Consider the following 13,889-nt stretch of genomic DNA (forward strand, 5'->3'; position numbering starts at 1 on the left):
ATTAAAGCTGTTTTATCCAACTGTCATGCTGCTAAAGTAAGCTATAAAACATGATTTTTGAGAAAATAACGTTTAGGCAAGTGTTTTTCCTTTCATCCTTGTCTAAAATACACGCTGACTTTCTGTAAAATGCAGAAGGCCTTATATTGACTGCGCAAGGAAAAAAGACATGCTTGAAGCCTTTTATGCCACAGAGCGCGGTAGTCTAGAAGATGCAACAATCAATGGTGGATTTGATCTGCATCCTGAGTTGGTCTGGATTGATCTGATCGCGCCATCCCAAGAAGAACAACAATGGGTACTCGAAGCCTATGATCGCAATCTACCGACCCTAAAATCACTTGAAGACATTTCATCATCAGCACGTTTTTATCGTGATGATGAGGGTATTTTACATATCAGTACTTACTTTCTCACCAAGAACAAAAATACCCAATCAGATCGTGAACAAGAAGATCTTGAAAACACCCTTGCTGCAACCGTACACACTGTTGCTTTTTTGCTTGAGAAAAACCGACTCATCACACTTCGTGGTGAGAAATTAGTCGCATTTCGAGCATTTCGAGCAAGAGCGAGACGCAATGATTATGAGATGGACTATAAGAATCCAGTTTGGATTTTATTAGGTTTATTGGAAGCTAAACTAGATGAGCTTTCAGATATTTTAGAAGATACCCACCGCTATCTTGAAGAGTACTCTGCAGAAGTTCTCAATGATCATCACCGCGAACAAATTCTTGATCTTGACGATATGATCACAAACCTCGCGCATCAAGAAGATATGTTAGGAAAAGCACAACTCTGTCTTACAGACTTACGTCGGGTTTTGACTTTTCTGTCACGCCCACGTGCTTTGGGTAGTCATATTTATGATGCTGATATTCGAGAAATGAGTGAGGATGTGCGTTCTTTACTAGAACATAACGCATTCTTATTCCAGAAACTAAAATTCTTACTGGATATCACCACAGGTTTCGCCAACACTGAAATGAATGAAACATTCAAACGTTTCTCTATTTTACCCAGCATGTTAGCCCCACCAATGTTGGTAGCCAGTATCTACGGTATGAATACTGATGTTTTGCCTTTTGCGCAAGGAGATACCAGCTTCTGGATTGTCATTACTTTTGTTATTACTTTATTGATCGGACCAATACTCTATTTCCGCTGGAAGAAATGGATTTAGCATGAAAGGCAACTCTCTTTTTTTGAGTCTGCCTATACTAGGATCGATTCTATTCCTCCCAACAGCTTTTGCTTGTGCACCGCATTCACCAGATGAAGTGTTTATTGCACGTCTTCAAGCTGTTCAGAAGATAGCGTCCACGGATCATTACCACTTAACAATAAACAATTCCCGTTTTATCTTCCACGGCTTTAGAACATGGATAATGCATTCAAAGCCGAAACAATGGCAGAGTCAGTTCCCACTTAAAAATATAAAAAAGAATGATTTAATCATTGGCTTAGCCTACGCCCCTGATCAAGCTAAACCACACAACTATACTGTGGCTTCTTTAGCACGATTACATTGTCAAAATGATATTCTGTCTATTGGCCAGCCAATTGTACCGTTCCTAGCGTGGAACCGAAAAAATAATAATTGTCATGATGACCACCCCACATCCATAAAATTACTAGATGGTTTTTTAGCATACGATCAATCTTATTATCTCAAAAAATTACAGACAAAATACCCAACTTGTCAGGCTCTTTTTTCAGCCTTTCCAAAATCATAAATATAAAAAAAGAGCTTTATAAAAAAGCTCTTTTTTCGATTCATACAATATCAAATCAAGATAAGGTCATCTTCTAAATGACAAGCTTGGATGATCTTTAGCATTTTCTCAGGAACATTTTTAAAATGCAGCCCTTTACTTTCAGGGGTTTGACGCAACCATTGCACCAATACAGCGAGAGACAAGGTACTGCCCTGTTCAAGCTGAGCAAGATCAACAATCAAAGGAAAATGCTGATGTTGTTGAATATGCGCTAAGCCCGATTGGTAAACCTGCTCTGCATTTTCAAAATCAATCGTCTTAGGAACGATAAGTTGCTGATCAATATACTGAATCACCCTTCACCTACTTATTTTTTAGTGACTGCTGCATCTGCATCAGGTTTAAAAGTTGCAATCGCTTTATTGATGTCACCACCATTACGCTGAACCGTAGCAGCAAACTGATTACGGAATTGCAAACCTAAGTCGATCCCCGCCACATTTACATTACGGATTTTCCATTGATCACCTTTATCAATCAACTGGAAAGATACAGGAATCTTTTCACCATTGTTTAAAAAGTCCAAAGTAACAACTGGATTTTTGCTGTTGCTGGCTTTATAAGGACGCATGGTATAGCTTTGATTTGTGTATTTAGCAAAGGCACTACCATAGTTTTCAATAATCACTTCGCGGAAGTTTTTCTCAAACTGAGCACGTTGCGCTGCATTGGTATGCTGATTATTGGCATAAGTTCCTAGCACGATACGCGTGAAAGCTTGTGAATCAACAAACGGATCAAGGTTTTGACGAATAATCGTATTAACTAATTGAGGATTATTTTGCAACTTTGCGTGATCTGCTTTTAATCGAGTAACCAAACCATCTGCTACACGTTTAACAAAATCAGGTGGCGTCTCTGTCGGCGCTGCAAATGCTGTAGTTGCAAGCATGGCTGACAATACGCTTGCCGTTAGAGTTTGCTTCAATAATGTGTTCACTTTAAAACTCCTAAATACGATTATTCAGCAAAAGATGGTTCGGCATCTGACTGTGTTGCTGAAGTTTCAGTGCCTGACGCAACTTTGCTTGCACCACCACCCGTAATAAACTTACTGATTAAATCTTCTAGATCCATTGTGCCTTGGGTATTTGAAACCACATCACCACGTTTTAAGTAGTCCACGCCACCACCTGGGATAACTTTCAAATATTTTTCACCCAATAAACCATTGGTTGCTACCATTATATAAGCATCTTCATCGAGACTAGTAATGGAGGTCATGTTACTGATCAGTTGCTGTTCCATTGCTTTTTGTTTCGTCTCATCTGCTTGCTGATAATCAGAACTGTAGTGCAATTCTTCCAATGCATTTTGCTGCACGACTTTTAATTGTTCTGCATTAAAACTGGTGAGCTTACCATCCAAAACAAATTTGACCGTTGCTAGGCGCGAGACCGGATCAAGCGTAATGGATTCAACACGACCAATCGTCACACCACTCATGGTGACTTTTGCACGCGTCTTTAAACCATTTACGTTGTCAAACTGAGCCGTCATACTATAACTGTCACGTAGGTTGGTACCTACCAAGCCGCTGACTTTCATCGCAAGAAAAAATAAGGCAATACCGAAGATAATGACAAAAACACCAACGGCCAGCTCACTAATACGTGATTTCATTAAATCCCTCCGAACATGACCGCAGTCAACACGAAATCAAAACCTAATACACAAAGCGAAGAATATACGACTGTTCTGGTCATAGACGTCGCAATACCTTCGGGCGTTGGATCACAGGCATAACCTTGATACACCGCTACCCATGTACAAATTAGAGCGAAAACAATACTTTTAATAATGCCATTTACAACATCGTGCCCAAACTGCACACTACTTTGCATACCACCCCAGAATGAACCTTCATCCACACCGAGGAAATCGACGCCGACCATTTTGCCACCGATAATACCAATCGCAGCAAAAATCACAGTTAACATCGGCAAACTCACAATCCCCGCCCATAAGCGTGGAGATACAATCTGACGCAGTGGATCAACACCAATCATTTCCATGCTGGCGAGTTGCTCACTCTGTTTCATCGAGCCAATTTCAGCCGTCAAAGCCGAGCCTGCGCGTCCTGCAAATAATAACGCAGCAACCACGGGTGCAAGTTCACGCAGCAAAGTTAAAGACACCATCGTGCCTAACATGGACTCACTACCGACATTGACCAGAATCGAGTAACCTTGCAAACCCAAGACCAAACCGATAAATAAACCAGAAACAGCAATGATCAATAAAGACATCACCCCGACACGATGCATCTGATAAATAAAACGTTGAAAACCACCTTTTGATGGCATCGAAAATAAAATTTGCAGGAGCATCAGTGACGCAGCACCAATCCCCTTTATTCGCTCAATAACGAGTCTACCTAACCAGGCAATCGTATTCATGGACGAACCTCGTTATCTAAATATGCTTGGTGAGTAAATTGATATTCGACAGGCCCCTCAACCGAACCTGTTAAAAACTGACGTACAAATGGTGAAGCATGTGTTTTTAATTGTTCAGGTGTACCTTCACCCTGAATTTTGCCTTCTGCAACCACATAAATGTAATCTGCAATCGACAAAGTCTCTGCCACATCATGAGAGACGATAATCGTGGTTAAATCTAATGCTTCTCGTAATGAACGAATCAAACGCGTCAAAATCCCTTTCACGATCGGATCTTGGCCAGCAAAGGGCTCATCATACATAATCAATTCAGGATCAAGTGCAATGGCACGCGCTAAAGCAACACGGCGATTCATCCCGCCTGATAGTTCTGTAGGCATGAGTTGTTCAGCACCGCGTAACCCTACAGACTCTAGCTTTAATGCCACCAACTCTGCAATCAGGTGCTCAGGCAACTTGGTGTGTGCTCGAATCGGAAATGCAACATTTTCATACACAGACATATCTGTAAATAATGCACCACTTTGAAATAACATTCCCATACGTGCACGTGCAGCGAACAACTCAAGACGTGACATTGATGCAATATTTTTACCATCAAGTAAAACCTTACCTTGATCAGGACTAAGCTGTCCTCCAATCAAACGTAATAAAGTAGTTTTACCTGTACCAGATGGACCCATAATTGCTGTGATTTGACCACGTCGAATTTTAAGGCTTATATCGTCATAAATGACGCGGTCTCCTCGATTAAAGCTCAAGTTTGTAACTTCAATTAAGGCTTCAGCATCGAGAGGAGATTTATTATTCATAATGGCATTCATTCCTGCACTTTTTATGCACGCATACTATACACCGAAAGATTAAATCGTTGTTTTTATTTTGATAAGGGATGTATCAAGATTATTTAGTTTATGTAGTTATTCTTTGAATCAACTTCGCTGGTCGTTTGGTGAAAATTTGCATTTAAACGATCAGGATTACTTTGATCAAAAACTGCATAGGCAAAAAATAAACCATTACACAGCATCATAATGACAAAAAGACACGGCAGTCCTTCATTACAGGTAAAAGCCCATATTTGATTTAAAAAGCTGTTGTTTTGTTTCATCCTATTCATTTCTTATTCAAAGTTTGAACCAGTGCACATTTTTATTATTTTACATGACTATGCATAAATAAAAAAGCCAGTTTTTCAACTGGCTTCTTTTTTATCAATTAATAATCGTTTTTCCGACGACGGTCGCCACCGAAGCCACCTTCACGCGGTGCTGCTGGGCGATCACCAAAATCACGTTTCGGACGATCTTCACCACCGAAAGTACGTTTTGGACGATCTTCGCCACCGAAAGTACGCTTAGGACGGTCTTCACCACCGAAAGTACGTTTTGGACGATCATCACCACCAAAAGTACGTTTTGGACGATCATCACCACCAAAGCTACGTTTAGGACGGTCACCAAAACCACCTTCACGTGGAGCTGCTGGACGATCACCAAAATCACGCTTAGGACGGTCACCAAAACCACCCTCACGTGGAGCTGCTGGGCGATCACCAAAATCACGCTTAGGACGGTCACCAAAACCACTCTCACGACGTGGCTTATAGTCTACACGGTTACCACGGTTATCATCATTTGAGTCAAAACGCGGTTTATCATTGAAACCACCTTCACGGCGTGGTGGACGATCACCAAAATCACGCTTAGGACGATCATCTACAGCACCTTCACGGCGTGGACGATCTGAATTAAAGTCGCGGCGTGGACGATCTTCGCCACCGAAGCTACGTTGTGGACGATCACCAAACCCACCTTCACGGCGTGGTGGACGATCACCAAAATCACGCTTAGGACGATCATCACCATAAGATGGACGATCACCACGTGGTTTATCATCAAAGCTACGACGTGGACGGTCATCACCACCTTCACGACGTTTGAAGTTGCTTTCGCCTTCAAAACGACGACCGCCGCCACCATTGCCGCTACGACCACGACCAGCACCGCCACCGCCATTACCACTGCGACCGCGACCACCACCATCACGACCTGAACGAGCAGGAGGTGGAGATGGCTCTAAACCTTCAATTTCAGAAACACTTAAACGTGCATCTAAATAATCTTCTAAAGCACGGATTTTACCGCGTTCACGGTAAGTCGCTAAAGTAATTGCTTGACCTGAACGACCTGCACGACCTGTACGACCGATACGGTGTACATAGTCTTCATTTTTCATTGGTAAACCGAAGTTAATAACGTGAGAAATGGTTGGTACGTCTAAACCACGCGCTGCAACATCAGTTGCAACTAAGATTTTTGCACGACCTTCACGGATACTACGTAAACGACGGTTACGAACTGTTTGTGGCATTGCACCGTGCAACGCAACAACAGAGTGACCCGCTTCAGCTAACTCTTCAGCAAGCATATCGGTATCTTCTTGCGTACTCGCAAATACAACTGCTTGATCTACTGATTCATCAGACAACCAATGCGTAAGTAATTTTTTCTTGTGCTCGAAACCATCAGTCCAATGTAATGTTTGAGTAACATCAGTATTGGTACTGTGACCCGTTTCGATTGCGATACGTACAGGGTTATTCATCATACGTTCAGCAAGACGAATAATACGATCTGCAAATGTCGCAGAGAACATCAATGTTTGTTTACGATTTGCAGCTAATTCACCAATTGCTTCTAGATCTTCAGAGAAACCTAGATCAAGCATACGGTCTGCTTCATCAACGATTAATGATTCAACTTTATCTAATTTAATTTGACGACGGTTAACAAGATCAAGCAAACGACCAGGCGTTGCAACGACAACTTGCGCACCTTTAAGCTGTTGAATTTGTTTACCAAAAGGCATACCGCCCATAATCGCAGCAATACGAACACCTTTCATGTGACGTACCAATGCAATCGCATCTTGACTTACTTGTTGTGCCAACTCACGAGTAGGAGAAATAACTAAAATCGTAGGTTGAGTCACTGCTTTCATACGGTCTTTAAAAGAAGCAAATGCTTCTTCGCCCGCTAAAGAGTTAAGTGTAGGCAATAAAAATGCTGCAGTTTTACCAGAACCTGTCTGGCTAGAAACTAATAAGTCTTTTCCTTCTAATGCAGCAGGAATTGCTTGTTCTTGTACAGGAGTTGGGGTAGTAAAACCTAAACCTTCAAGCGCTTGTTGTAAGGTTTCATGTAATGAAAATTCGGCAAAAGTTTTGCTCATAGAGAGTTTCACCCTTGTGGGTGCTCCATTTTAATAAATACAAAAAATAGACATCGGCAACAGGCGGCAAAGCGACTCAAGCTGAAAATAAATGAGATTCAGCGGCGATCCGAATAACGACGATGTGGACTAAACGCACGCTTGATTACTGCTTCAACCTGAAGAATCGCTAAGCGATTTGGGCGCAAGATGTGGTCCTCTCTATGGACAGCGAGCGCAAAATATGAATAGAACAGAATGTTCAGGTAATGAACTGGAATTTCAGTGCGTGGGCGGAGTATAGCAGAAAGTTTAAGAATGTCACGCTTTTTAATTGTTTTTCCTATTAAGTTGTCTTTATTTATCGCCTAACAAGCTACTTTTCAATAAAAATAAGCCATTTATCAGTTATTTAATTAATATACCTTATATGCTTTATTTATCAATAAATACTTAGCATCGTGTTTCCCACACCACTTTAACTTTTTGAGCGACCCGTTCAGACTTCTCGTCTGTCAGAATAATTCGACAATCCAGCTTAGAATATAGCTCAAAGCGCGCTCTAATTTTTAGTTCTTCTTTTTCAATAACAAGATTCAAATATGTTCGGTTCATCTGCCTAGTTAAAACCTCTTTCACACACGTCTCCAAATCCAATGAAGGCAAAAATAGGAAAGTAAAAATATGGTTTTCTATTTCATCTTTTACTTTTATATAGTTTTGATCAATATCGTTTGGATAAGTCATAAATCCCGATGAGCACACAATGATTGTTATTCTATTCGCATGATATTTTGCTCGGAGCGTTAAAAATAACTGAAAATTACGCACTGCATACTTGTTATAGCCATGCTCCACAATGTATTTAGCAATGTCCCCTTCAATTTTCATAAAATACTCATCTAAATCATAACAATCAAATCCCGACTGAAATGCGAGTAATTTTGCTGTTGTCGTCTTGCCAACTCCACCGGGACCAATAAAATAGATCAGCAATTTATTTAACCTTATTTTCCAATCTCGCATAAAAAAGCCCTCAAAATTTGAGGGCTTTCCAGAAATTCGAATTATTTTGCAGCAACACCCCAAGCAGGAACAACTGCTTGCATCAATGGTTTTAACATTTTCAATGAACAAGCAATCACTTGACCATTTTCAAATGAGTCATTACCACCACGAGCATCAACCATCGCACCGCCCGCTTCTTTCACAATCAACTCACCCGCAGCAATATCCCACGGTTTCAAGCCTAGCTCAAAGAAACCATCAAAACGACCCGCTGCAACATAAGCTAAATCTAAAGCAGCAGAACCTGCACGACGAATTTGTGCACCCGCTTTAGTCACAGCCAATAATGAAGCAAAATGCTGTTCGGCATACGAAACGATTTCTCCATCACGTTGTGCACGGAATGGATGACCAACAGCAAGCGAGGTATTTTCTAAAGTTTCACTTGTATTCACACGGATACGACGTTGATTCATGACCGCGCCGCGACCGCGACTTGCAGAGAATAATTCATCACGTACCGGATCGTAGATCACACCGTGTTGCGTTACGCCTTTGTGTTGTACAGCGATAGAAATACAGAAATGCGGGAAGCCATTAATGAAGTTTTGTGTGCCATCTAAAGGATCAATAACCCAACACCAATCAGCGTCGTGCCCTTTACCTTCTTGAAATCCAAACTCTTCACCATGAAAACTATGGTTTTTATAACTTTTACGGAGAGTATCGATAGTAAGTTGTTCCAAGTAACGGTCAACACGCGTCACTGGACCATCAATGCCTTTATCTTCAACTTGTAAATCGAGTTTATGACGATTTTGATGTGCCTTTAAAAGCTCTTGACCAACTGTTTGAGCCGCACGCGCAGCCATAACCACCATAGGTTCCATTGAACACCCACTACAAATTTCGAAGATTTTGACAAAGAATAATGCATAAAAGCGCCCGCATTCTATCAAATCTGAGCACTTTTAGGGAAAAAATGTTGCTAAAAATTTAGTGGGCAATTGCCATTATCAAATGCACTTGCATTTACTTGGTTTTATTGATTAAAACCAAGCTTTTTCAATTGAAGTCAAAATACCTTGACTATCTAAGCCACAGTCTTGCAACATTTGTTGATGTGATGCTTGAAGTAAAAACGTATCTGGCAGACCCAAATTCAAAATTGGTTTAACAATTTTAGCGTGTGCCAAAAATTCATTTACTGCACTACCCGCACCTGCCATCACAGCATGCTCCTCAACCGTGACAAAAAGCTGTGTATTAGCAGCTAAATCACGAATGATTTGTTCATCAAGTGGTTTCACAAAACGCATATTGATGACACGGATACCGATTGGATGTTTATTTGCAAATAACTCTGCGGCTTGGACTGATGCTGTTACTCGACTACCAAAAGCCAAAATACTGATCTGTTGTGCTGCATTGACATTAAATTCAGCTACGACCTCAGCTTTACCAATCTCTAAAGCAGTCATTTTTTCTTGGATGTCGACACCCACACCTGCACCACGTGGATAACGAACCGCAGTCGGTCCATTATACAAATAAGCTGTATGTAGCATTTGTCGACATTCATTTTCATCTTTTGGTGCCATGATCACCATATTCGGGACAGTACGCATAAAAGCATAATCGTATGCACCAGCATGCGTTGGACCATCTTCACCGACTAAACCAGCACGATCAATACCAAAAGTCACATCTAAATTTTGTAATGCAACATCATGAATTAATTGATCATAACCGCGTTGCAAAAAGGTTGAATAGATAGCAACGACTGGTTTTAGACCTTCACATGCCATACCCGCTGCTAATGTCACTGCATGTTGCTCTGCGATTGCGACATCAAAAAAGCGTTCAGGATATTGCTGGGCAAACTTTACCATGCCCGATCCTTCACACATCGCTGGGGTAATCGCCAGTAAGCGCTCATCTTGCGCTGCTTCATCGCACAACCACTGCCCAAATACATCTGAATATTTAGGAGGTGATTTTTTTATTGGTGCAGATGCTGATGGTGCAATTTTAGTAATCGCGTGATAGGTAATTGGATCGGCTTCTGCAGGTGCAAAACCTTTGCCTTTTTTAGTATAAACGTGAACTAAACGCGGACCTTTTCGTTTTTTTAATGCATGGAACACTTGCGCGAGTTGCTCGACATCATGACCATCAAATGGGCCAAAATAGTCAAAACCAATCGCTTTAAATAAATTATCTGCTGCATCAGTTGCGGATTGATGTAAGCGTGAGTTATAGGTCCATTTCGGATGTGGCTGAATATAGGCTTCACCCAACTCATTCACATTGACGAACTGACCTGACTCCCAAATCGCGGCTAGGTGTTTGGCAAAACCGCCCGTACTGCATGAAATCGACATGTCATTGTCATTGAGGACCACTATCAAATCTGCATCATGAGCAACTGCATCGTTCATGGCTTCAAATGCCATACCCGCTGTCATTGCGCCATCACCCACAATCGCCACTACATCACATGGATCTTTTTGGTATCGACGAGCGAGTGCCATCCCCAAACCAGCAGAAATTGCCGTCGATGAATGTCCTACGCCAAAGGTATCAAATTCAGACTCTTCTCGCGCTGGAAAAGCAGCTAAGCCATTTTTACTGCGAATTGTTGTGATTTGCTCACGGCGACCAGTTAAAACTTTATGCGGATAAGCTTGATGCCCCACATCCCAAACCAAACGGTCTCTTGGCGTGTTAAAGCAATAATGTAAGGCAACAGTAAGTTCAATGACGCCTAGGTTTGCGCCGAAGTGACCACCACTCTGTCCTGCTGCATACAAAATATATTGACGTAACTCATCCGCCACTTGTGCGAGTTGGCTTTGCGCGAGCTGTCGTAACTGTTGTGGATGATCAATTTCATCTAACAGTACCGTCACAGGACGTTGAGTTGGAATTTCGGTATACAACATAATGTGGCAAAGCCTTTTTAAGCCTGGCAAATCCGAAGCTGGGTTAAATGGGGGCAATCATACAATTAAATAGGATCTACCTTCAATCAGCCACGTGTGCGAATGATGCAGTGCTGAACACTCTTATGCCAATCTAAAAGACTGACTCACAGATTATCCTGAATTATGTCACTGTTTATCAACCATTATTGTGTGCTTTCTATGAAAAAGAAAAACTTATGTGAAAAATCAGAAATTCCGATTCACGCAATCTTCACACATTAAGCTATACTTTGATTGTTTTTATGATACGAGTGAGCTCTCTGTGCCAATTGAATTTATTGCAACATCAAAGCTACCAACTGCTTTTGGTGACTTCAATATTTCTGTGTTTCAAGACCCTGAAACGGGCGAAGAACATGTGGCGCTTTCGAAAGGTTTAGATACGACTCCAACACAACCGGTGTTAGTCCGTATCCATTCAGAATGCTTAACAGGTGATGCTTTCGCGTCGCTCAAATGTGATTGTGGCCCACAATTACAAGCCACACAACAGTTGATTAATGAGACAGGTCAAGGCGTGATTTTATATCTACGTCAAGAAGGTCGCGGGATTGGTTTAACCAATAAAATCCGTGCCTATGCCTTACAAGATCAAGGTCACGATACCGTTGATGCAAACTTATTATTAAACCTGCCTGCCGATGCACGCCGTTATGATATGTGCAGCATCATGCTGGATCATCTTCAAGTCAAAGAAGTGAAATTGATCACCAATAACCCTTTAAAACTGAAAGCATTGACTGATCTTGGTATTAAAGTGATTGAGCGTGTTCCGCTGACGGTTGGACACAATCCATTCAACGAACAATATTTAAAAACCAAACGTGAACGTATGGATCATCTTTACCAAAAGGATGATTTTTAAATCTAAAATTAAGTCCATTTTCTAATTAGAGATTAAAAATAATGAAACTTTTAAAAATTCTTTTAGTCACTGGGCTTCTATTACTCAATGGATGTAGTCAAGCAAATGAGAATAAAATGAATTCGTCAAACGTTGAAGTCATTGAGTTATTAGAACAATTTAAAAATCAAGATCACTTTTCAGAGGACGGAATTTTATACACGGGTGTTCAGGATAAACAACTCAAAGATCAATTAAACCAAAAAGTCGAAAATACGACTCAAGCATATATAGAGCTTTATACAGACTCTACGCAACCGACAAAGACACAATTACTTAAAATACTCTCAGACGGTATTCACCAAATTGACCCAAACACTTTAGATACTGAAGACCGAGAACAAGTCGCAACCACATTCGAGCATTTTTTAGATATTACAGGCTTAGAAAGCTCGGAAGGTATTTTAAATACATGGTTATACGGTGAAGAAATCAATCAGCTCATAGAACGAAATCACCTTAACCAATAGTGATCGTACCCCTCTTCTTCATATTATTCTTCCTAAAACTCTATTTCTAATATTAAGCAAAAAATCCCTTACTTTTATTATGGATTTATGTTTTGATGTTACTAATTCCTAGATCACCTCAAGAGGATCATCATGCAGCATCCAACTTCAGCTGATATTCAACGTGTACGCGAGTTTTTACTCGATCTACAAGCACGAATTTGTGCAGGACTAGAGCAACAGGAACGTGCAGGCGGCGGAACCGCTGAGTTTATCATTGATGATTGGCAACGAACCGAAGGTGGCGGTGGTCGCTCACGGGTTTTGCAAAATGGTGAAGTGATTGAAAAAGGTGGTGTGATGTTCTCCCACATCAATATCAGTAAACTCCCCGCCTCAGCAACTGAACGCCACCCACAAATCGCTGGTGCAAAGGCTCAGGCTTTAGGTGTATCACTGGTCATTCACCCGAAAAATCCAAATATCCCAACCTCACACGCCAACGTACGCTTATTTGTGGCTGAGCCAGAAGGGCAAGATCCTGTATGGTGGTTTGGTGGTGGCTTTGACCTCACACCGTTCTATCCGGATGATCAAGACATTCAAAACTGGCATCAAACGGCGTATGAGCTATGTCAGCCATTTGGGGATGATGTGTATGCAGAACATAAAAAATGGTGTGATGATTATTTCTATTTAAAACACCGTGACGAGCAACGTGGTGTCGGTGGCTTATTCTTTGATGATCTCAACCAATGGGATTTCGAAACTTGTTTTAAATATATGCAAGCCGTAGGTAATGGTTATTTAGAAGCGATCTTACCGATTTTTGAAAAGCATCGTGAGCAGCCTTATACCGAAGCGCAACGTGAATTCCAACTGTATCGCCGTGGTCGTTATGTTGAATATAATTTAGTTTATGACCGCGGCACTTTATTCGGCCTACAAACAGGTGGAAGGATTGAATCCATCTTAGTCAGTTTACCGAATCTTGCAGGTTGGTCTTATCGCCCTGAGTGGGATGCGGATTCGATTGAAAAACGCCTCACTGATTATTATTTAAAACCGAGAGATTGGTTAGGTTTAAACAAGTAATAAAGTTCATTTATCCCTAGCTTGTTGAGCTAGGGATTTTCATCTTATGA

At 41.2% G+C, this 13,889-nt stretch carries 15 protein-coding genes; 5 read left to right on the plus strand and 10 right to left on the minus strand.

The genetic code is table 11. From position 1 onward, the window contains the following. Window positions 1-169 precede the first annotated feature (169 nt). Both F903_RS00640 and F903_RS00645 read left to right on the plus strand, forming a co-directional pair. Entirely contained in the window at window positions 170-1,186 is a 1,017-nt protein-coding gene (locus F903_RS00640) for a CorA family divalent cation transporter (RefSeq protein WP_005193724.1), read from the plus strand. A gap of 1 nt (window position 1,187) precedes the next feature. Then, window positions 1,188-1,739 carry a hypothetical protein gene (locus tag F903_RS00645; protein ID WP_005193726.1) on the plus strand — a complete coding sequence of 184 codons (552 nt, stop codon included), beginning with the start codon at window positions 1,188-1,190 and terminating at the stop codon, window positions 1,737-1,739. Between the two features lie 50 nt (window positions 1,740-1,789). Here F903_RS00645 and F903_RS00650 read toward each other — a convergent pair whose 3' ends face one another. From F903_RS00650 to dxs, 10 genes are all read right to left on the minus strand, one after another. Further along, entirely contained in the window at window positions 1,790-2,077 is a 288-nt protein-coding gene (locus F903_RS00650) for an STAS domain-containing protein (RefSeq protein WP_005193728.1), read from the minus strand. Window positions 2,078-2,088: 11 nt separating this feature from the next. Further along, entirely contained in the window at window positions 2,089-2,721 is a 633-nt protein-coding gene (locus F903_RS00655) for an MlaC/ttg2D family ABC transporter substrate-binding protein (protein WP_004673042.1), read from the minus strand. A 20-nt stretch (window positions 2,722-2,741) separates the two neighbouring features. Then, the gene (locus F903_RS00660) at window positions 2,742-3,404 is read right to left on the minus strand and encodes an outer membrane lipid asymmetry maintenance protein MlaD (RefSeq protein ID WP_005193729.1); all 663 of its coding nucleotides are present in this window, start codon (window positions 3,402-3,404) and stop codon (window positions 2,742-2,744) included. Next, window positions 3,404-4,180 carry a lipid asymmetry maintenance ABC transporter permease subunit MlaE gene (mlaE, locus tag F903_RS00665; RefSeq protein WP_005193730.1) on the minus strand — a complete coding sequence of 259 codons (777 nt, stop codon included), beginning with the start codon at window positions 4,178-4,180 and terminating at the stop codon, window positions 3,404-3,406. The genes F903_RS00660 and mlaE overlap by 1 nt, the downstream gene beginning before the upstream one ends. Beyond that, window positions 4,177-4,995 (minus strand): ABC transporter ATP-binding protein, encoded by an 819-nt coding sequence (locus tag F903_RS00670; RefSeq protein ID WP_005193731.1) that lies wholly within the window; start codon window positions 4,993-4,995, stop codon window positions 4,177-4,179. Before F903_RS00670 ends, mlaE begins: the two co-directional genes overlap by 4 nt. A 95-nt stretch (window positions 4,996-5,090) precedes the next feature. Beyond that, on the minus strand, window positions 5,091-5,294 hold the full coding sequence (locus F903_RS00675) for a hypothetical protein (RefSeq protein WP_228128674.1): 204 nt from the start codon (window positions 5,292-5,294) through the stop codon (window positions 5,091-5,093). A 107-nt stretch (window positions 5,295-5,401) separates the two neighbouring features. Then, the gene (locus F903_RS00680) at window positions 5,402-7,417 is read right to left on the minus strand and encodes a DEAD/DEAH box helicase (protein ID WP_005193732.1); all 2,016 of its coding nucleotides are present in this window, start codon (window positions 7,415-7,417) and stop codon (window positions 5,402-5,404) included. 432 nt (window positions 7,418-7,849) lie between these two features. After that, a complete protein-coding gene (locus F903_RS00685; protein WP_005193733.1) occupies window positions 7,850-8,422 on the minus strand; it encodes a shikimate kinase in 573 nt (190 codons plus the stop codon). Window positions 8,423-8,463: 41 nt separating this feature from the next. Continuing rightward, window positions 8,464-9,294, minus strand: coding sequence for an inositol monophosphatase family protein (locus tag F903_RS00690; RefSeq protein ID WP_004673055.1), 831 nt, complete (start codon window positions 9,292-9,294; stop codon window positions 8,464-8,466). A gap of 159 nt (window positions 9,295-9,453) precedes the next feature. Further along, window positions 9,454-11,349: a 1-deoxy-D-xylulose-5-phosphate synthase gene (dxs, locus tag F903_RS00695; RefSeq protein WP_005193734.1), complete on the minus strand. Its 1,896-nt coding sequence runs from the start codon at window positions 11,347-11,349 to the stop codon at window positions 9,454-9,456. 304 nt (window positions 11,350-11,653) lie between these two features. Between dxs and ribA the strand changes: the two genes are divergently transcribed. From ribA to hemF, 3 genes are all read left to right on the plus strand, one after another. After that, window positions 11,654-12,256 (plus strand): GTP cyclohydrolase II, encoded by a 603-nt coding sequence (gene ribA, locus F903_RS00700; protein ID WP_005193735.1) that lies wholly within the window; start codon window positions 11,654-11,656, stop codon window positions 12,254-12,256. Between the two features lie 41 nt (window positions 12,257-12,297). After that, on the plus strand, window positions 12,298-12,765 hold the full coding sequence (locus tag F903_RS00705; protein ID WP_005193736.1) for a DUF4844 domain-containing protein: 468 nt from the start codon (window positions 12,298-12,300) through the stop codon (window positions 12,763-12,765). A gap of 132 nt (window positions 12,766-12,897) precedes the next feature. Continuing rightward, window positions 12,898-13,839: an oxygen-dependent coproporphyrinogen oxidase gene (gene hemF / locus F903_RS00710; protein WP_005193737.1), complete on the plus strand. Its 942-nt coding sequence runs from the start codon at window positions 12,898-12,900 to the stop codon at window positions 13,837-13,839. Window positions 13,840-13,889 lie beyond the last annotated feature (50 nt).

Origin of the sequence: Acinetobacter sp. NIPH 298 (genome assembly GCF_000369505.1) — a bacterium.
Classification (GTDB): Bacteria; Pseudomonadota; Gammaproteobacteria; order Pseudomonadales; family Moraxellaceae; genus Acinetobacter.